Annotated in this window: 15 protein-coding genes; 5 read left to right on the forward strand and 10 right to left on the reverse strand. The window is 59.9% G+C overall.

Annotated elements, in window-relative coordinates:
- Nucleotides 1-186 precede the first annotated feature (186 nt).
- The 5 genes from SYN9616_RS0111920 to tig all read right to left on the reverse strand — a co-directional run bounded on the left by SYN9616_RS0111920 (nucleotide 187) and on the right by tig (nucleotide 6,343).
- Nucleotides 187-2,097, reverse strand: coding sequence for a DNA polymerase III subunit gamma/tau (locus SYN9616_RS0111920; protein WP_028953292.1), 1,911 nt, complete (start codon nucleotides 2,095-2,097; stop codon nucleotides 187-189).
- Between the two features lie 23 nt (nucleotides 2,098-2,120).
- Nucleotides 2,121-2,759, reverse strand: coding sequence for a lecithin retinol acyltransferase family protein (locus tag SYN9616_RS0111925; protein ID WP_028953293.1), 639 nt, complete (start codon nucleotides 2,757-2,759; stop codon nucleotides 2,121-2,123).
- A 4-nt stretch (nucleotides 2,760-2,763) separates the two neighbouring features.
- On the reverse strand, nucleotides 2,764-4,113 hold the full coding sequence (gene clpX / locus SYN9616_RS0111930) for an ATP-dependent protease ATP-binding subunit ClpX (RefSeq protein WP_028953294.1): 1,350 nt from the start codon (nucleotides 4,111-4,113) through the stop codon (nucleotides 2,764-2,766).
- A 90-nt stretch (nucleotides 4,114-4,203) separates the two neighbouring features.
- On the reverse strand, nucleotides 4,204-4,878 hold the full coding sequence (clpP, locus tag SYN9616_RS0111935; RefSeq protein ID WP_028953295.1) for an ATP-dependent Clp endopeptidase proteolytic subunit ClpP: 675 nt from the start codon (nucleotides 4,876-4,878) through the stop codon (nucleotides 4,204-4,206).
- Between the two features lie 43 nt (nucleotides 4,879-4,921).
- On the reverse strand, nucleotides 4,922-6,343 hold the full coding sequence (tig, locus tag SYN9616_RS0111940) for a trigger factor (RefSeq protein WP_028953296.1): 1,422 nt from the start codon (nucleotides 6,341-6,343) through the stop codon (nucleotides 4,922-4,924).
- A 165-nt stretch (nucleotides 6,344-6,508) separates the two neighbouring features.
- Here tig and SYN9616_RS0111945 point away from each other — a divergent pair, with 165 nt between their 5' ends.
- From SYN9616_RS0111945 to SYN9616_RS0111955, 3 genes are read left to right on the forward strand one after another with little or no spacing between them, the layout of a single operon-like run.
- Nucleotides 6,509-7,531: an aspartate-semialdehyde dehydrogenase gene (locus SYN9616_RS0111945; RefSeq protein WP_028953297.1), complete on the forward strand. Its 1,023-nt coding sequence runs from the start codon at nucleotides 6,509-6,511 to the stop codon at nucleotides 7,529-7,531.
- On the forward strand, nucleotides 7,528-8,436 hold the full coding sequence (gene dapA / locus SYN9616_RS0111950) for a 4-hydroxy-tetrahydrodipicolinate synthase (protein WP_028953298.1): 909 nt from the start codon (nucleotides 7,528-7,530) through the stop codon (nucleotides 8,434-8,436). Before SYN9616_RS0111945 ends, dapA begins: the two co-directional genes overlap by 4 nt.
- A 53-nt stretch (nucleotides 8,437-8,489) precedes the next feature.
- On the forward strand, nucleotides 8,490-10,484 hold the full coding sequence (locus SYN9616_RS0111955) for a ribonuclease J (protein ID WP_028953299.1): 1,995 nt from the start codon (nucleotides 8,490-8,492) through the stop codon (nucleotides 10,482-10,484).
- On the opposite strand, the gene SYN9616_RS16175 is transcribed toward SYN9616_RS0111955, so the two are convergent.
- From SYN9616_RS16175 to SYN9616_RS0111975, 4 genes are all read right to left on the reverse strand, one after another.
- Nucleotides 10,470-11,441, reverse strand: coding sequence for a hypothetical protein (locus SYN9616_RS16175; protein WP_051411034.1), 972 nt, complete (start codon nucleotides 11,439-11,441; stop codon nucleotides 10,470-10,472). The two genes, SYN9616_RS0111955 and SYN9616_RS16175, sit on opposite strands and share 15 nt — an antisense overlap.
- A 35-nt stretch (nucleotides 11,442-11,476) precedes the next feature.
- Nucleotides 11,477-13,282, reverse strand: a complete 1,806-nt coding sequence (locus tag SYN9616_RS0111965; protein ID WP_028953300.1) for an aspartate kinase — start codon at nucleotides 13,280-13,282, stop codon at nucleotides 11,477-11,479.
- A 76-nt stretch (nucleotides 13,283-13,358) separates the two neighbouring features.
- Nucleotides 13,359-14,333, reverse strand: coding sequence for a DNA polymerase III subunit delta (holA, locus tag SYN9616_RS0111970; protein WP_028953301.1), 975 nt, complete (start codon nucleotides 14,331-14,333; stop codon nucleotides 13,359-13,361).
- Nucleotides 14,334-14,383: 50 nt separating this feature from the next.
- A complete protein-coding gene (locus SYN9616_RS0111975) occupies nucleotides 14,384-16,297 on the reverse strand; it encodes a S8 family serine peptidase (protein ID WP_028953302.1) in 1,914 nt (637 codons plus the stop codon).
- A 232-nt stretch (nucleotides 16,298-16,529) separates the two neighbouring features.
- Between SYN9616_RS0111975 and SYN9616_RS0111985 the strand changes: the two genes are divergently transcribed.
- Nucleotides 16,530-17,177, forward strand: a complete 648-nt coding sequence (locus tag SYN9616_RS0111985) for a precorrin-8X methylmutase (protein WP_037991532.1) — start codon at nucleotides 16,530-16,532, stop codon at nucleotides 17,175-17,177.
- Here SYN9616_RS0111985 and tilS read toward each other — a convergent pair.
- Entirely contained in the window at nucleotides 17,125-18,126 is a 1,002-nt protein-coding gene (gene tilS, locus SYN9616_RS0111990) for a tRNA lysidine(34) synthetase TilS (protein WP_051411035.1), read from the reverse strand. The two genes, SYN9616_RS0111985 and tilS, sit on opposite strands and share 53 nt — an antisense overlap.
- Before the next feature lie 81 nt (nucleotides 18,127-18,207).
- Between tilS and SYN9616_RS0111995 the strand changes: the two genes are divergently transcribed.
- A complete protein-coding gene (locus SYN9616_RS0111995; protein ID WP_028953305.1) occupies nucleotides 18,208-18,966 on the forward strand; it encodes a DUF561 domain-containing protein in 759 nt (252 codons plus the stop codon).
- Nucleotides 18,967-18,972 lie beyond the last annotated feature (6 nt).

The following is an 18,972-nucleotide window of genomic DNA, read 5'->3' on the forward strand; positions in this document are numbered from 1 at the left end:
TGCTGAAATAGTTTTATTGATTCTGAATTATTGCCAAATTGTCTCTTCAAAATAGAAGAGAAAACTTATTTATATTACTCCATCTATGCTTCGATTAAATTAATTTGCTTTTTGATCGATCAGTCGTTACTTGTTAAGTTATTGCCGGTCAAAATTGTATTATAAATAGCTGCTAAATGTTGATTTTTAGTCGTCTAAATCTACATCGAGAACTTGGCCATTAAAAAAATCAGCCAGGTTTTTGGCTTGTCGTTCAATGCCTGTTGCCCCTGCATCGGGCTTGGCCATCTGTTGTGGTGGCGGCACCTGAGGTGTCGGTGGATTTGTTGGTGAAGGTCTTGCTGGTGAGGTTGTTCCTGGTGAGGGTGTTGTTGGTGCTGGATCTTGTTGTGCAACTTGTACGGCTGGTGTCGTTTTCACGCCCAACTGTGGTGAGGGCGGTTTGGTGCCAATCGGTTGTTGGATTGCTGGTGGTTGTTGGGCGACAACCGCTGGGCTTACAACCGGAGCTGGAGCTGGGGCCATGGAGCCGCTTTGCGGCTCCAGGATGAGTTGGCGTGAACCCCCCAGCGCTTTGGCGATGGCTTGTTCCAGCAAGGCAGTGCGGCTTTGCACCATGCCCATCCAATTGCCGGCCACCTGCACCACGGCCCGATTGGCATCGAGTCGAACCAACTGGCCCTGCTGGGACAGCAACATTCGCGTTGAGGGCAATTCCAGGCTTCCAAGGATCTGTTGCCACAGCTCCGGCAGGTTGGTGCTGTTGTTTCCGTTGCCGCCGGATAGATCCGGTAACTCTGGCGTTGCGGCTGGTGTGGAAGTCGTGGCGGCAGCCACTGCATCTGCAGCAGTTGGTTGCGTCGTTGCTTCTGGTTCCCCCTGTGCTGCCTTAACGGCAGGTGCCGAAGGAGCAACGGGTTTCGCCGCAGGAGATACGGCAGTTGGTGTTGCTGCTTGCGTCTTCATTGGCGTTGCAACCGCGGCTCCAGATTGGGCCGGTGTTGCTTCCGCGAGCAGTCCCAGCAACAGCACCTCAAGCCACAGGCGCGGCTGCACGCTCTGGCGCAGCTGCTGTTCCGTTCCCCTTAGCTGGGCTTGCCACTGCAGCAGCCTTGATCGTCCGATTGTCTTGGCAAGATCTGGAAGTTGATCGCGGAACTGGGGAGAGACGCTGGTTAGTTCAGGGCGATCCGGTGCGGCGGCCATCAGCACCAGATCCCTCAGGATTCCCGCCAGCCCTTGCAGGACTGCTCCAGGATCGCGGCCGCGATCCAGCAGGTTGCGGGCTGCCTCCAGCAGCTCCACCGGCTCGGCACTCCTCATCGCGTTCACCAGTTCGAGCAGTTCCTGCTCAGGCACCGCCCCCAGCAGATCCCAGACAGCGCCCGCTTCGATCGGAGGCGGCAGCAGGCTGAGTTGATCCAGCAGGCTTTCGGCATCGCGTAATCCCCCCTGGGAACGCTGGGCCACCACATGAATGGCCTCTGGCTGGATCTCGATCGCTTCCTGTTCAGCGATCCAGCTCAGATGCCTGTTGAGGGCATCAAGGGGAATGCGACGGAAATCAAAACGCTGGCAGCGGCTGAGGATCGTTGGCAGCACCCGTTGTGGATCGGTGGTGGCCAGCACGAACACCACCTGTGGCGGTGGTTCCTCCAGGGTTTTCAACAGGGCGTTGAACGCCGCAGTGGAGAGCATGTGGCATTCGTCCACCACATACACCTTCCAGCGCGCCTGCACCGGCGCGAAGCGGGAGCGCTCGATCAGCTCGCGGATGTTGTCGACGCCAGTATTGGACGCGGCATCGATTTCGATGACATCGAGGGCGGTGCCGCTGGCGATTGTGGTGCAGAGCTCGCAGGTGCCACAGGGTTCCGGTGTGGGCCCGTCGCTGTTGAGGCAGTTCAGCGAGCGGGCCAGGATCCGGGCGCTTGAGGTTTTGCCAGTCCCTCTTGGACCGCTGAACAGGTAGGCCGGTGCGATCCGGTTGCTTGTGAGGGCATGGCCAAGGGTGGCGGCGATCGCCTCCTGTCCCACCAGTTGGTCGAAGCGTTGGGGACGGTATTTGTGATGCAGCGGCTGGTAGGCCGTACTCATGCGCCACAGGCGATGTTGCGAGGCTACTCAGCCTCGCGGGATCCAGGCAGAGCAGTTGGTTGTTCCAGCAGTGCGTCGATCCTCTGCTTCAGATCGTCGATCGCTTCAAGCTCATCCGCGAGGCTCTGGCTGCTGAGCAGCAGGCGGCGGTTGGAGCCGTCTCCGGCTTGCTGCAGCAGGGTCTCCAATTTGCCGAGCAGCTTCTGGCGCAGCTGCTCCAACTTGGCCACCCCCTCTCGGGCCAAGGCGCGGGCGTTGTCGTCCAGCCAACCGCGCTGCACCAACAGTTCCAGACCCCTTATCAGGGCTGAGGGCATTAGGCCACTCCAATGACGGGCTCTTTCGAGAGCCGATTCGATTTGGCCGCTGCGGTGGCGTCCGGTTTTGCACCAGGTGGCGAAGTGCTCGCAGTTGTTGAACAGCAGGTTGTAGTTCTGCTCGCCGATGCGGCTGATCGCGCGCCGCAAGGTGACTCCAGTGGTGGAGGCAGCATCGTGCTCAATCACCGTGATCGGTTGCTCCTGGCGGAACGCATCGATCGGGCTGCGCAGGATTTCACGCCCTTCCAGGTAGTGGGCCACGGTGCCATCACCCAGGTCGATTCCGTGATGGTGGAACAGGCCGTGCTGCCGCGGCACCTGCAGGTGATCAGCCGCCGCCAAGGCTTCAGGCGGTCTTTTGCTGGTCTGTTCCGGGCAGTGGCAACACCTTGCCCCCCGTGTGCTCCTCCACCATCGCGCGGGTAATCGTGAAGGCCTTCACACTCTTCTGAGAGGGGAGGTCGTACATCAGATCCAGCATCAGCTCTTCCACGATGCCGCGCAAAGCGCGGGCGCCGGTTTTGCGCCGGTGGGCTTCCTGAGCGATGGCTTCAACCGCTGCCGGTTCGAAATCCAGTTGCACGTTGTCCATGCTCAGCAGGGTGCGGAACTGTTTCACCAGTGCATCGCGGGGCTCGGTGAGGATCGACTCCAGAGCATGTTCATCGAGGGGTTCCAGCACGGCACTCACCGGCATGCGACCAATGAATTCGGGGATCAATCCGTACTTCACAAGGTCGTCAGGCTCGAGGTGGCGAAGCACGTGAGCTGCCTGTAGATCCCGGTTGCCGCGGCCGCGGCCGCGGCTGTCGCTGGGCACAAAGCCAATGGCGTTGCGGCCTATCCGCTTCTGCACCACGTCTTCGAGGCCAACAAAGGCACCGCCGCAGATGAACAGGATCTGGCTGGTGTCGATCTGGATGCAGTCCTGATAAGGATGCTTGCGGCCACCCTGGGGTGGCACGTTGGCGACGGTGCCCTCCAGCATTTTCAACAGGGCCTGTTGAACGCCCTCGCCGGACACATCACGGGTGATCGAGGGGTTTTCGCTCTTGCGGGCGATCTTGTCGATTTCGTCGATGTAGATGATGCCCCGCTGCGCTTGATCCACATCCATGTCGGACTTCTGCAGTAATCGCAGCAGGATGTTTTCTACGTCCTCACCGACGTAGCCGGCTTCCGTGAGGGTGGTGGCATCGGCCACGGCAAACGGCACGTCCAGCATCTCGGCCAATGTCTGGGCGAGCAGGGTCTTGCCGCACCCGGTGGGACCGATCAGAAGAATGTTGCTCTTGTGCAGACGGGTTGCGGTCTGCTCGGTTTCGCCGTTGCCGTCGCCTTGCCAGGCCAGTCGTTTGTAATGGTTGTAAACCGCGACAGACATCACCTTTTTGGCGGCGTCCTGACCGACCACCTGCTGATCAAGGAAGTCCTTGATCTCCTGAGGTTTGGGAATGGAGGCAAGTGTTGGCGCCGGCTTACCGCTCTTGCGTGTGGCGGGAGCGGCTTTGCGGCTGGCTTCAGGGCCTTGCCGAGCATTCCCCTGACTGTCAACGAGTTCCTCATCAAGGATCTCGTTGCACAGATCAATGCACTCGTCGCAGATATAAACGCCTGGTCCGGCGATCAGCTTGCGAACCTGGTCCTGGGACTTGCCACAGAACGAGCACTTCAGATGGGCATCGAACTTGGCCATCGAACGCCAGAACCTTCAAACGGGACTTTGCAGAGTGCGACCGGTGCTGGCCTCCCTGAACACCAAGGATCGTGAACCTGAGCGCTGCTGTCAGCCCTCCGTAACGATTCCTCCGTCCCCGGAACTGTCCACCACTCGGTCGATCAGGCCGTATTGAACCGCTTCTGGCGGCGAAAGGAAGTAGTCGCGGTCAGTGTCTTCGGAGATTTTGTCGAGAGGCTGACCGGTGTGCTCCGCCATCAGGCCGTTGAGGGTTTCCTTTAAAAAAAGGATTTCCTTCGCCTGGATCTCGATGTCCACCGCCTGTCCCTGGGCTCCGCCAAGGGGCTGGTGGATCATGATCCTCGCGTTCGGGAGAGCAAGGCGTTTGCCCTTGCATCCGCCGCTGAGCAGGAAGGCGCCCATGCTTGCTGCCAGCCCATAACAGATGGTCACCACGTCGGGGGCGACCTGCTGCATCGTGTCGTAGATGGCCAAGCCGGCAGTTACCGAACCACCGGGTGAGTTGATGTAGATCTGAATGTCTTTCTCAGGATCCTCGGCCTCCAGAAAGAGCATCTGAGCCACGAGAGCGTCGGCAACGGCATCGTCAACGCCTGTGCCCAGGAAGATGATCCGTTCCCGCAGCAACCGGGAATAGATATCGAAGGCGCGATCACCGCGGCCGGATTGCTCCACCACGGTGGGCAGGGGCCCTGGCGCGGAGATCGGCATCTCGGAGCGCCAGCGGTTCTGGATGGGGTGGTGACTGCGGGCGTCGATCACGCGCTCGGTGTCCTGTGGAATGGCATCAATCTATGGGTGATGCTCAGCTCTCGGCGTCCGCCTTGGACTTGGACTTCGCTGCAGCTTTCTTGGCCGCTGGTTTTGTCTTGGCCGCAGGCTTGCTTTCCGTGTCGTCAGCTTTTTCGGTGACGATTTTTTCGGTGACGGTGCTGTTCTCCTCAAGCCAGCTCATCAGCTGATCCTGGATCAGGTCATCCATCACCGCCTGCCGAAGACGCTCAGGGTCGATTTTTGCGTCGGCTGAGATCTCTTTTTTCACCTCGTCGAGCTTTGCCTCCACGGCCTTGTCGTCGACTGTGATGCTCTCCTTCTCGGCCAGTGCTGTGAGGGCGAAACTGCGGCGCAGTCGCTCCTCCGCCTCAGGACGGGCGTTCTGCATCAGGTTGCGAACCAGATCCTGGGTGAACAGTGATTTCACATCCATTCCCTGCTGCGCAAACTGGGCGGCGGTCTGTTCCACCAAATTGCGACTTTCCTGCTGGATCAGTGCTTCCGGGAGTTCCACCTCCAGCTGATCCACAAGGGCTGCCACCAGGGCATCGCGTCGGTTGCTGGTCTGGCGCCGTTCGGCATCGTCCTTGAGACGTTGTTCAAGGTCGCTGCGCAACTCCTTCAAGGTGTCCTTTTCGCCGGCCTGTTTGGCGAAAGCGTCATCGAGCGCAGGTAGTTCGCGGGTTTTGAGGTCCTTGAGCTCAATGTCGAAGTCCGCCTTGCGGCCCCGGGCATCCTCCTTGGGGTAGTCGTCTGGGAACTGGCAGGCCACGGTTGCCTTGTCGCCGATGTTCATGCCGATCACCCCCTCGATGAATCCGGGGATCATCCGGCCGTGCTCGAGATCCACATCCATGGATTCAGCACTGCCCCCCTCAATCTCCGTGCCGTCATCGCTGTAGCTGCCTTTGAAGCCCAGAACCGCAATGTCCCCCTTGGCTGCGGCACGCCCCTCAACTGGAACAACTGTCGCCAGCTGCTTGCGGGAGTCTTCGATCATCTCTTCCACCTTGGCCTCGTCGTAAGAAACCGGTTCGTATTCGGCCTTCAATCCTTTGGTGCTTTTCAGCTTGGGTGTTGGGGACACATCGGCCTCCAGGGTGACCGTGAACTCCTCGCCGGGTTTAAAACTGTCGAGCAGCCCATCAAATCCCCCGCTCAATTCAGGCTGGCTGATCGGTTCCAGGGATTCCTGCTGGATGGCTTCCCGCCAGGCACCATCCACGAGTGATTCCAATGCGCTGGCCTTGATGCGGACCACACCCAGTTGCTGCACAACCACCGTGCGAGGCACCTTGCCTTTGCGAAAGCCGGGCAGGTTGATCGTGCGGCTGAGGCTCTTGATGGCGTCCTCGTAACTCGCCTTGCTGCGCTCCGCTGGAACCGTCACTGTGACGGCCAGCCGGCTGCTGGGGCGGGCTTCGGTGGTCACCTTCAAGGAAGCGGCGCTCATGGCAGGTGGCGGGGATGTCAGGGCAGCAGCGCAGTTTAAGAAACGAGTGGTGTCGTGTCCCCGTCTAAGCTGCAACTAGGGAGAGTTTTCGTTGCCACATTCACAGCGTTGAGGCGAAACAGAGCGAGGCTCGAACATCGTTGATAACAGCCCACGACAACCTGCTTGTATTCGACACTTCCCGATCGTCCACTCAACGTTGCAGTCCTCGGTGCCAGTGGTGCTGTTGGCCAGGAGTTGCTGCTGCTGCTTCAGGAGCGTCATTTTCCAGTCGCTCAGTTGAAACTGATGGCCTCGTCACGCTCGGCAGGCACCACGCGCCAATGGAGTGGTGAAGCGATCACGGTTGAGGAAGTCACGGCCCAGTCGTTCAAAGGCGTGGATCTTGTCTTGGCATCCGCTGGTGGTTCCGTCTCACGTCAGTGGAGAGAGGCGATCACCGCCTCCGGTGCCGTGATGGTGGACAACTCCAGCGCCTTCCGGATGGAGCCTGGTGTTCCTCTGGTGGTCCCGGAAGTCAACCCCAAAGCAGCTCTGGAGCATCGGGGCGTCATCGCCAATCCCAACTGCACCACGATCCTGCTCACTCTGGCGCTAGCTCCTCTGGCAGCACATCGGGCCCTGCGTCGGGTCGTGGTCAGCACGTATCAGTCAGCAAGCGGGGCCGGTGCCCGCGCGATGGAGGAACTCAAGGGCTTGTCCCGTGTGGTGCTGGATGGCGGTACCCCGGTCAGCGAGGTGCTGCCCCATCCCCTCGCCTTCAATCTCTTTCTTCACAATTCACCTCTGCAGCCGAACCATTACTGCGAGGAAGAGATGAAAATGGTGAATGAAACGCGCAAGATCATGGACCTCCCCGATCTGCGTTTTTCGGCGACCTGTGTCCGGGTTCCGGTGCTGCGAGCCCACTCCGAAGCCGTCAATATCGAATTCAACGAACCGTTTCCAGTTGAAGAAGCACGCCATCTGCTTGAGCAGGCAGCTGGGGTTGAACTGATTGAAGACCTTGCAGCTAATCGGTTTCCGATGCCAATCGATGTCACTGGCCGTGATCCCGTTGCTGTGGGACGCATCCGTCAGGACATCAGCGATCCCAATGCCCTTGAGCTCTGGCTGTGTGGCGATCAGATCCGCAAAGGAGCCGCTCTGAACGCCATTCAGATCGCTGAGCTGTTGATCGCCTCATGAGTCAGTCCGCTGAGCTCTCTCCAGCACCCTTTGGCCGTGTGATCACGGCGATGGTCACCCCCTTCGACTCCCAGGGAGCGGTTGATCTCGCCCTCGCCGCTCGCCTGGCGCGTCACCTTGTGGAAACGGGCTCGGATGGTCTGCTGGTCTGCGGCACCACCGGAGAGTCGCCCACCCTCAGTTGGCAGGAGCAGCTGCAGCTGCTTGAAACTGTTCGTCAGGCTGTTGGCCCCGGCGTGAAGGTGCTGGCGGGATCCGGCAGCAACAGCACTGCTGAAGCGGTTGAAGCCACCCGTGAGGCTGCCTCGGCTGGTGCTGATGGTGCACTTGTGGTGGTGCCCTACTACAACAAGCCTCCTCAAGAGGGCTTGGAGGCCCATTTCCGTTCGATCGCTGCAGCGGCGCCCGAGCTGCCGCTGATGCTTTACAACATTCCCGGCCGTACGGGATGCAGCCTTCAGCCCAGCACGGTGGTTCGATTGCTGGACTGCCCGAATATCAACAGCTTCAAAGCAGCGAGTGGCACCACTGAGGAAGTTACCCAGTTGAGGTTGCACTGTGGATCCCGTCTGGCGATCTACAGCGGAGATGATGGCCTGACCTTGCCGATGCTCTCCGTCGGAGCCGTGGGCGTTGTGAGCGTGGCCAGTCATATCGCCGGATTGCAGATTCGCGCCATGATTGAGGCCTATTTCAACGGCGAGGGTGCAGCGGCACTCGGCCATCACGAACAGCTGCAGCCCCTGTTCAAGGCATTGTTCGCCACCACCAATCCGATTCCCGTCAAAGCAGCTCTCGAGCTCAGCGGCTTTCCAGTTGGCCCACCCCGTCTTCCTCTTCTCTCCCTGCCTGACCCCATGCGAGATGCCCTTTCCCAGACCCTTTCTGCCCTGCGCCAGACCTGACGGGTCGGTTCAAAGGCTTCACGAAAAAGCTATTCCTTTATTCGCTTCTTCCCATGACCAACAGTTCCAGATCGGCCAAAGGCCAGGAGCCCTGCCTAAGGGTGATTCCCCTCGGAGGCCTGCATGAGATCGGTAAGAACACCTGTGTGTTCGAGTACGGCGATGATCTGATGCTGGTGGATGCCGGTCTGGCCTTCCCCAGTGATGGCATGCACGGGGTGAATGTGGTGTTGCCGGACACCAGCTTCCTGCGCGAGAACCAGAAGCGGATCCGCGGCATGATCGTCACCCACGGTCATGAAGACCACATCGGTGGGATTTCCCACCACCTCAAGCACTTCAACATCCCTGTGATTTACGGGCCGCGGCTGGCCCTGTCCATGCTCACCGGAAAAATGGATGAGGCGGGTGTCACCGACCGCACCACCCTGCAGACCGTCAGTCCCCGTGACGTGGTGAAGGTTGGGCAGCACTTCTCTGTGGAGTTCATCCGCAACACCCACTCGATGGCGGACAGCTACTCGCTGGCCATCACCACTCCGGTTGGAACAATCATCTTCACAGGTGATTTCAAGTTCGATCACACCCCGGTGGATGGGGAGAACTTTGATCTCGCCCGCCTCGCTTATCACGGGGACAAGGGCGTGTTGTGCCTTTTCAGCGACTCCACCAACGCAGAGGTTCCTGGCTTCTGCCCACCTGAGCGCTCTGTCTTCCCCAACCTCGACCGCCACATCTCCAGCGCCGAGGGTCGGGTGATCATCACCACCTTCGCCAGTTCAATTCATCGTGTGTCGATGATTCTGGAGCTGGCGATCAAGAACGGCCGCAAGGTGGGTCTGCTCGGACGATCCATGCTCAATGTGATCGCCAAGGCCCGAGAGCTTGGCTACATGCGAGCTCCGGACGAGCTGTTTGTGCCGATCAAACAGATCAACGACGTTCCCGATCGCGAAACGCTGCTGCTGATGACGGGCAGTCAGGGTGAACCGTTGGCGGCTCTGAGCCGGATTTCCCGTGGCGAGCACCCGCAGGTGAGGGTGAAAACCACCGACACGATCATTTTCTCCGCCAGTCCGATTCCGGGTAACACCATCTCAGTCGTCAACACGATCGACAAGTTGATGATGCTGGGAGCAAAGGTGGTGTACGGCAAGGACAAGGGCATTCACGTGTCCGGCCATGGCTTCCAGGAAGATCAGAAGCTGATGCTGGCCCTCACCAAGCCCAAATTCTTTGTGCCGGTGCACGGCGAGCACCGGATGCTGGTGCAGCACTCCAGAACCGGTCATTCCATGGGCGTTCCGGTGAACAACACCCTGATCATCGACAACGGTGATGTGGTGGAGCTCACTCCGGATTCGATCCGCAAGGGGAATCCGGTGAAGGCCGGTATCGAGCTGCTCGATCAGTCCCGCAACGGCATCGTTGATGCTCGCGTGCTGAAGGAGCGCCAGCAGTTGGCTGAGGATGGGGTCGTTACAATCTTGGCTGCGATCAGCACCGATGGAGCCATGGTTGCTCCGGCGCGGGTGAACCTGCGTGGTGTGGTCACCACCGCCGACGCCCGCAAGATGTCGATGTGGACCGAGCGTGAGGTCGGCTGGGTGCTCGAGAATCGCTGGAAGCAGCTCTGCCGCAATACAGGCGGTAAAGCTCCGGAGGTGGACTGGATGGGCGTTCAGCGTGAGGTGGAAGTGGGCCTCGGCCGGCGGATGCGGCGCGAACTGCAGGTGGAGCCGTTGATTCTCTGCCTGGTTCAGCCGGCTCCGGCTGGAACGCCGGCTTACAAGTCGAAGGCGATGGAGGAGAAGGACGACCGACCGGCCCCCAGGAATCGGGGAGGTCGCCATGGCGGAGGCGGGCACTCCGGCCAGGGACGTCGTGAGCCGACACCAGCTCCAGTGAGGACGAACCCCGCCAGAACGGCTGTTGCTGAAAAGGTGGAAGCAAAGGTTGAAGCCAAAGCGGAAGCCAAAGCTGTATCCGCTCCAGAGCCGGAGATGCCAGCAGGTAGAACGCGCCGTCGCCGTTCAGCGGCGGTTTAAGCGTCTCCACAGGTCCAGCAACTGTTGGGAGATTGATGAGGTCGAGCGATCCTGATCGGCCTCATCAGGATCTGATTTTTCGCTGTAATTGCTGTCCGTCAGTTCGCTGCTCTTAACGCGCAGCAGGTAATCCCCCAGAACCTCCATCGGATCAGGCTCAGTAGAGGGCGTTGGTACTGGTTCAGAGTCAGTGACAGGCAGTGGATCTGGGATTGGCTCCGGTTCAGGTTCTGGTTCAGGTGCAGACGTAGATGCCGGTTCGCGAGATGCCGCAGGAGTTGGAGTAGGAGACGGCGTTGGCGATGGAGTCGGTTGAGGCTCAGCTGATGCCTGGGGCTGAGGTGTCGCTTCAGGTTCGTCTGACGTTTGGGGTGGTGTTTCTTCTGGGGGGGCAGGCTCGAACTTGATCTCAGTTGTCAGATCAGAAGTTGGTTCTGGTGCTTGAACTGTGCCGCCACTTGCCGCTAAGTCCTCCAGCCAGGGCATGGCACTTGAGCCAGCAGGAAGGGAGGATCCTGCGCTGGTCGTCGTTCCTGCCAGAAAGGGATCTTTGAGTAGATCCGGCAGTGGCAGGTTTTGAGTCAGTGCTGCTGGTTCTGGGGACGATGGCTGGGATGTTGGTGGTTCTGGCGATTTCTCTGATGTTTGCGGAGCTTCAGCCCAGCTCAGTCCCTGTTGCGCCAGCTCCGCCAGCGTGTCGTGGGGCTGACTGTCGAGCACCAGTTGAAAGTACTGGGCGGCTGTTTCTGGCTGGCCCAGTCCGTACAGGTCGATGTTGCCCAGCAACAGCGCCACAAAAGCTCTCCAGCCGATGACCGCGGCCTGCGTTTCAGAGTCTTTAGGAGCCGCATCGAGCTCATTAAGTAGATCTGTGGCGATCTCGTGCGCATCGGCGTGACGCGCTTCTGCGAAGGCCTGCTCGGCATCCTGATAGCGCTGTTGGAATTCGCCGTCCACGACTTAGGGCTGCCTTGAACCTGTTGTATCGCTCTTCAGGGTTTGTCGAGGGGTGAATTGGACCCCTGTGCTTGATGACGTTCACCACCACCAAGACCAAAGCCGGTATGAACAGCTTGCAGAGCTGCGACGCCGTCCTCTTCCGAGACCACGCAGCTCGTGCGGATTTCACTGGTGGCGATCAAGGCGATGTTGATGTCGGCATCCGCAAGGGCCCGGAACATCCGGCCGGCTGTTCCAGCGGTTGCGGGCATTCCAGCCCCCACAGCGCTGACGCGGGCAATTCCGGAGCTTTCATCGAGAGCAGCTCCGGGCCATTGGGCGAGCAGTGGTGCAAGCACCACATCCGCACGTGCCCTGTCGTCCCGCCGCAGGATGAAACTGATGTCTCGGGAGCCATCACCGTGCTGGCGCTCCGATTGCACGATCGCATCGAGGCTGATGCTGGCGTCAGCAAGGGCTGAACACAGTGCAGCTGCGGTACCAGGTCGATCCGGAACATGGCTCACGCTCAGTTGGGCTTGATCGCGATCCAGAGCCACACCACGAACCTCCGGCTCGCCTTCTCCTTCCACGGCTGGATTCAACTGCACCTGGTTGTCTGTTACATCAAAGGCTTCCTGCACGGCTTGAAGTGCATTGCGGCCGGCATTAGAGGCGATCACACAGCTCACTTTCACCTCGCTGGTGGCGATTAGGCGCAGGTTGATGCCCTGCTGTGAGAGACAGGAAAACAGCTTGGCTGCGATGCCTGGGCGGCCCATGATCCCAGCACCGCGGATGCTGAGTTTGGTCATGCCGCCCTCTGCGGCCAGTTCACCGCCGAGATCATCCAGCAGGCTCCCGGATACCTTGCGCGCCTGGTCGAGATCTTGTTCTGCGACAGTGAAGGTGATGGCATTGCTGCTGCCGTCGTGAGTGGACTGGATGATCAGATCCACGTTGATATCAGCAGATGAGAGTGCTTCAAACAGTCGCGCTGCAACACCTGGCTGATCGGGGATGTGCGACAACGCCAGCACGGCTTGTCCATCCACCTGCTCGACACCGTCCACAGGACTGCACAGCTCCAAGCCATCGCGTCCGATGCTGCGGCTGCTGCGGCTGGTGAGTCGCGTGCCCGGCTCATCGCTCCAGCTGGAGCGCACCACCAGATTCACGCCGTAGTTACGTGCGATCTCCACCGCCCGGGGATGCAGTACGGAGGCGCCCAGGCTGGCCAGTTCGAGCATTTCGTCACAGCTGATCGTTGGCATCAGCTGGGCGTCCACCACTTTGCGGGGGTCGGTGCTGAGTACACCGGGGACATCGGTGTAAATCTCGCAGGCGTCGGCACCGAGGGCTGCCGCCAGGGCGACGGCGGACGTGTCTGAGCCACCGCGACCGAGGGTGGTGATCTCGGCGATGCCACCGCTGCCGCAGCTGGTTCCCTGGAAACCGGCGACCACCACCACCTGCCCTTCACGCAGCCGTGCCATCACCCGGTCTGTTCGGATCTCAAGGATGCGGGCCCGCCCATGGGTGGACTCCGTCACGATTCCTACCTGGGGTCCGGTCATTGAGGTTGCGCTAACTCCCTCGGCATGGAGAGCCATCGCCAGCAGAGCGATCGACACCTGCTCACCGGAGGCCAGCAGCATGTCCATCTCCCGTTGGGGAGGTTCGCTGTTGAGACTGGCGGCTAGACCGGTGAGTTCATCGGTGGTGTGCCCCATGGCGGAGACTACGACGACTACCTCGTCGCCGTCCTCACGACTGCGGGCAATGCGCTGAGCCACAGCTTTGATCCGTTCGCTGCTGCCAACGGAGGTGCCCCCGAATTTCTGCACCAACAGGGCCATGCGCCGCGCTTCACCAACGCTGGATTTTCTCATCAGTTGGCGGTTTGCAGCTCAACATCTGCCAGCCCAACATCCTTCAGCCCAACAACCCATCGCGGAAGGCATCGCTTGCCAGAGCTCCCCGCTTCAAACGGGCCTCCACCTCGAGCAAACGCCCCAGCAGCGACAGGAACCGTTTCGGAGGACGACCCTGCAACTGCTTGCGCATCACGTAAATGCGCTTGGGGTTGCCGATACCGGCCGCTTTGGCAATCACCGCCACATCCCGCTCTCCCTGCTGCTCCAGCAGGCTCACCCAGAGCCAGCCTCGGATTTGCCCGGTGAGGGTGGCCACGATCCGCAAGGCCGGTTCGCCGGCGTCGATCAGGGCGTCCCAGCGGGCGATGGCGTCACCGGGCTTGCCCTCCAGCAAGGCGTCGCCCACCTGCAAGGCGTTGGTGGCCAGGCCGCCCACCAGCTCCTGCACAAGCTTCAAGGTCACCAGGCCGCTGTCATCAGCTCGCAGCGACAACTTGCGTAGTTCGGATTCAAGGCGAGCACTGTCATTGCCGATGGCCTCCACGAGCGCATCGATGGCATCGGGCTCGAGCGTCAGCCCAATGGCGATGGCGGTGCGCTCCACCAACTGGCGCTGACCAGCACCATCCCAGACGGCAGGCAGCACAAAACTCTGCTCGTGATCCAGGCCCTTTTTGATCCTTTTCTGCAGTGTCTTGGTGGTGCGCAGTCGCCCATCCGGTTTGGCTGGGTTCACCAGCACCAGGTGCGTGTTGTCGGGAATCAGTTCAAGGGCGGCCTCGAATTGGTCAGCCAGCTCTGTTGGGCAGGCATTGCAGAACGGACTCCGCTGCAGCAGCACCAGGCGGTCACCGCCACCGAACGGAGGTGTGCGGGCTTCTTCCAATGCCTGAGACGCTTGCCCGGTTTCAGCGCCATCAAGACGACTGAGGTTGATGCTGCTCCAGCTGGGATCGACGACCTGTTCGGTCAGACCCTGAAGGGCTCGGTCTCGCGCTGCCGCGTCATCACCCCAGAACAGATGGATGGGCATGTACTGATGATGGCAGCGATGGTCAGTTGTGGATGCAGGGTCGTGCTGGGTCAGGCCAGGAAGTCCTGGTTGGTCCAGAAGGAGGCCAGTTCCTGGTTCTGATCCAGGGCATGTGCCCGACGGATGGCCCCCTCAGCGTTGACCAGTCCGAAACCATGGGTGGTGTCGAAACCGCTTTGTCCCAGATCCATGGCGCTGCCGATCATGATTTCACGCAGTTCACCGCCATCGAGAGCCCCGTTTTCACTCCACACCAGTGCAGCGACGCCTGCCAGGTTGGGATTTGCACAGGACGTGCCACCGAAGCTGCGAACAAGGCCACCACTGTTCAGGATCGAATCGCTGTTGGTTGGCGCGACCAGCGTCAGGTTGTCGCCGCGGTTGGAGTAGCTGGCCAGTTCGGTGTCTGTGGCATTGCGATGCCCGCTTTCAAATTCAAAGCCCGTGGCGCGCAGGGCGCCGACGCTGGCGATGTGGTCATAGCTGGTGCTCGCTTTGGCAATTCCGGAAACGCTGGTGAGGTAGTTCGGATCCTGGAACGTCGTTCCGCCACCGTTTCCAGCAGCAATGGAGAAGAAGCTGAAGTCGCCGCTGCTGTTGAACAAGCCGTTCATCTCGTTTTCCGTGCCGCCGTTGGTCCACCAGGACTCCCCTTGTACGCCTCCCTGGAAGACCAGCTTTTGGTCGGGGTTGCGGTTCGCGATCGCATCGGAGATGGCGTCTTGCAGCTCGACCCCACCGGCATAAACGTTGTATCCCCATAGCCCGGCATCGGGAGCAACACCGGCCACTTCGCTGTCGTCATGGGTGGCAGCCATTACGCTCATCGCTTGATGGCCGTGATCGGACTGCGAATTCATGGTGTTGACAGCGGTTTGATAGGTCACATGACCGAGATCTCCGTGGACATCTGGGTTGCCGGTGCCGTTCGCATCGAATCCGGCGTCCAGGGACACCAGAACCACGTCTTCGGAGCCTGTGTTGAAGCGCCAAGCGCCATTGACATCCATCACCTGCGTGTTCCATTGGTCGTCGCTGCGGGCGTCCTGATCGGGTGTGAGATCGATGGCGATGTCATCGAACTGCAACCGTTCCACCCCCTGCAGATACAGCTCGTCGCCATTGCTTAAACCAAGCGAATCGAACACGGTGCCGCCGTAAAAGCTCTGATTGCCAAGCTCAGATGCCGACTGAGCATCGATGCTGTGGCTTCCATTGAAGAAGGACACATCGCTGCTATCGACACCATCGAGATGAAGCGTGTCTGTGCCACCGCGGCCCTGGAAGATGCGTGCCGATCCAAATGCAGATCCAAGATCCCGATAGGTGAAATCGTTGCTTGTTTCATCGCCCAGATGATTGCTGCCGAACTGCATTGGCTTGATCATCGTGATGGTTTCTTGGAATGATTCGATCACGTTGCGTTGTTGTCCGCTGCCGGTGAATTTGGTGACAGAAACGGAGTATCGATCTCGCAGGCTGCCACCGGAGACGGCATTGATCTTGTCCTTGAGATCAACCAGAAGGGACGATTGGCCCCGATTGATTGATTGCGTGCCCAGATCGATGACGTCGCCGGTTTCGAGGTCCTTTGCTGTGATGCTCACTTGCACAGGGGCGCCCTGGATGTTGATCTCGTCATGACGGCCAACCTGGATCGTCCGAAAGGGATTGCGCCTTGATGCGTCAAGATTAATTTTGAGTGCGCCGTTTTCAAATACTTCAGCGAGGCTGCCATCACTGGAAGCATCGATGATTCTGCGTGTCTTGAGTGGTTTGAATTCTGTGAGTGGGCTGTCTTTGCCCAGGTCAAACCAATCCGGTTTGACCTTCTGGATTTCGAAATCAGTGGTCTGCTGAAGGATTGCTACAGGGGACTGATCAAAGTTAAAACGTTCGCCGATATTTTTGCTGACAACATCGATTTTTTGATCGGTTCCGATGTTGCCATTAAGCATCAGCATTGATGATTCTTCGTCGCTGCTGTTTGAGACAATTGTGTCCTGTTTCGCGCTGATTCTGTTTGATTTGCGGAGCTTCTTTGAGAGTTGGAAGGCCATGATTTTGAGTGGAGGTTGTGACCTCTTGGGTCGTGAATCAACCCTCCACGTTTTCGATCATCTGTTCAGTGATCTCGTCTGGCTGGGGCGGTGATGTTGCGCTCGATTGCCTGTGATCGCGCTCACATCGTTGATGATGTCAGTCATGGCGACGGATCATCCAATCTTCACGGAAAGCATCCGTCGGATTCGGGCATTGCTGGGAGAGACCGGCCTGGATCCGCTTCAGCAACAGGTGCTGGAACGGATCGTGCACAGCAGTGGCGATCCCTCACTGGCCTCATTGCTGCAGTTCAGTGATCGGGCTTGTGACCGTGGCGTCACAGCGCTTCAGCAAGGTGCCGCGATCGTCACCGATACGGCGATGGCCGCAGCAGCAGTTGCGCCCATGGCCTCCCGCACCCTTGGAACGGATGTCCATTGCCTGTTGGACTGGGCTCCGACCCAGGCTCCGCCAGGGACCACCCGTTCTGCTCTGGGGATGTCCCGTGCCTGGGCAGAACTGGCCACCACGGTGCCCACGCCACTGGTGTTGATCGGTAGTGCTCCCACTGCGCTTGAGGTGCTGCTGGATCAGGTGGCGCTTGGTGGATCGGTTCCAAGCTTGGTGATCGGCATGCCGGTGGGTTTTGTTGGTGTTGCTGAAAGCAAGCGGCGATTGGCGGCCAGCGCGCTGAATCAGATCCGGCTTGAGGGCAGCCGTGGTGGTGCTGGTTTGGTGGCCGCGACGGTCAATGCTCTTCTGCGGGTGGCTGCAGCGTCAGGGCATCGCCCTGCCAGCTAAGTCGCCAGCCGCCAGGGAGGTCGCTCTGTCCCCCTGGCTCTCCAAGTTCCAGTCGACCGCTGAGTTGCTCCAACTGCATGGCATCGAGTGGAGGCACTCCTTGCTGCTCCAGCCAGAGAGCCAGCAGCACTCGGCGTGTCTTACTGCTTAAGGCGCCGATCTGGCGGCGTTGGAGCACTCCGTCGCACTCGAGTTGTTGGAGCACCAGTTCGGCGAGCTCTGCCTGTATGTCCCGCACATGGGACAGTCGCTCTGCCAGTCCAGCCATGCGCAGACTGCTACCTGGATGGAGCTTTTCCAGCACGGGCACCACGTCATGGCGGATGCAATTGCGAGCCAGGCTTCGATCGTCGTTACTGGGATCCAGCCAGATCGGCACGTTCAGCTCTGTGCAGATGCTCAGGGTTTCGGCGCGGCTGAAACTCAGCAGTGGCCGGCGCAGCCATGGGCCCTCAGGGACGTTCTGCCGTAGGGGCCGGGCTGGCCTCAGGCTGCTGAGTCCTTTGAGATCAGTACCGCGCGCCAGATGCAGCAATAGGGTTTCTGCCCGATCGCTGGCGGTGTGGCCGCTCACCACATCTCGCTGCTCCTGATGAGCTAACCGTTCCAAAGCGTCGTAACGCCAGTTTCGGGCGCTTGCCTCGCAGCTCACGGCTTCAGGATCTGCCCGTTCCACGTGCATCCGGATGGAGTTGGCCTCACACCATCTCCCCAGCTCAGAGGCGATGGCAGCGGAGCGGGCATGCCAGCCGTGATCGCCATGCCACACCATCACATTCCAATGGTGCAGACGCGATAAATCAATCAACAGCGCGAGAAGCGCCGTGGAGTCCTGCCCGCCGGAGACAGCCAGCAACAGCGGCGCTCCATCCGGCAGCAACTCAGGCGATCTGAGCAGGGTCCGATGCAATCGATCGTGCCATTGGGTCCAGGGGTGTTCCGCCGGCACGGAGATTCTGGAAATTGTTTTGATTCTCTCTTGGGGTGCGCGTTGCCCGGTGTGAGAATCAAGTCATCTGAACGCGCTTCGATGACCCGTCTTCAGCAGCTGCCCGTCGCTTTATGCCGCAGCTTGGAACAGCGCAGCACCCTGAAGGTGATTGCTGGTCTGATGAATTTTGATGCCGCCAGCGTGGCTCGGGTGGCTCGGGCTGCAGGCCATGGCGGTGCTGATCTGATTGATGTGGCCTGTGATCCTGAGCTGGTGGCCTTGGCCATCAACGAATCCGGCGGCGTGCCGGTGTGTGTGTCGTCGGTGGAGCCTGAGCTCTTCCCAGCAGCAATTGCTGCTGGCGCGGTGATGGTGGAAATTGGCAATTACGACGCCTTTTATCCCCAGGGTCGAGTCTTCGGCGCCGAGGAAGTGCTTGCGCTTACCCGCCAGACCCGTGCGTTGCTGCCCGAGATCGTGCTGAGCGTCACTGTTCCCCATGTGCTGCGGATGGATCAGCAGGAGCAGCTGGCGATCGATCTGGTGGCCGCTGGTGCCGATCTGATCCAGACAGAGGGCGGTACGAGCGCCAAGCCGTTCAGCGCCGGCAGCCTTGGCCTGATTGAGAAAGCCGCTCCCACCCTGGCTGCAGCCCACAGCATCAGTCGCGTCGTGGATGTCCCGGTGCTGTGCGCCTCAGGTCTGTCTGCAGTCACCTTGCCGATGGCGATTGCCGCAGGGGCCTCCGGTGTGGGTGTGGGTTCTGCTGTAAACCGTCTCAACGACGAGCTGGCGATGGTGGCTGTTGTGCGTGGCCTTCGGGATGCCCTTGCCAGATCTGTTGTTACTCGCGTCTAAGGCCTA

The sequence above is a fragment of the Synechococcus sp. CC9616 genome (assembly GCF_000515235.1).
In the GTDB taxonomy this organism is placed as follows: domain Bacteria; phylum Cyanobacteriota; class Cyanobacteriia; order PCC-6307; family Cyanobiaceae; genus Parasynechococcus.

What these genes read in the sequence shown, in the direction of transcription:
- SYN9616_RS0111920 (WP_028953292.1), bottom strand. Translation starts at nt 2,097, where the DNA reads ATGAGTACGGCCTACCAGCCGCTGCATCACAAATACCGTCCCCAACGC.
- clpX (WP_028953294.1), bottom strand. Translation starts at nt 4,113, where the DNA reads ATGGCCAAGTTCGATGCCCATCTGAAGTGCTCGTTCTGTGGCAAGTCC.
- tig (WP_028953296.1), bottom strand. Translation starts at nt 6,343, where the DNA reads ATGAGCGCCGCTTCCTTGAAGGTGACCACCGAAGCCCGCCCCAGCAGC.
- dapA (WP_028953298.1), top strand. Translation starts at nt 7,528, where the DNA reads ATGAGTCAGTCCGCTGAGCTCTCTCCAGCACCCTTTGGCCGTGTGATC.
- SYN9616_RS0111955 (WP_028953299.1), top strand. Translation starts at nt 8,490, where the DNA reads ATGACCAACAGTTCCAGATCGGCCAAAGGCCAGGAGCCCTGCCTAAGG.
- SYN9616_RS0111965 (WP_028953300.1), bottom strand. Translation starts at nt 13,282, where the DNA reads ATGGCCCTGTTGGTGCAGAAATTCGGGGGCACCTCCGTTGGCAGCAGC.
- holA (WP_028953301.1), bottom strand. Translation starts at nt 14,333, where the DNA reads ATGCCCATCCATCTGTTCTGGGGTGATGACGCGGCAGCGCGAGACCGA.
- SYN9616_RS0111975 (WP_028953302.1), bottom strand. Translation starts at nt 16,297, where the DNA reads ATGCTGATGCTTAATGGCAACATCGGAACCGATCAAAAAATCGATGTT.
- SYN9616_RS0111985 (WP_037991532.1), top strand. Translation starts at nt 16,530, where the DNA reads ATGTCAGTCATGGCGACGGATCATCCAATCTTCACGGAAAGCATCCGT.
- SYN9616_RS0111995 (WP_028953305.1), top strand. Translation starts at nt 18,208, where the DNA reads ATGACCCGTCTTCAGCAGCTGCCCGTCGCTTTATGCCGCAGCTTGGAA.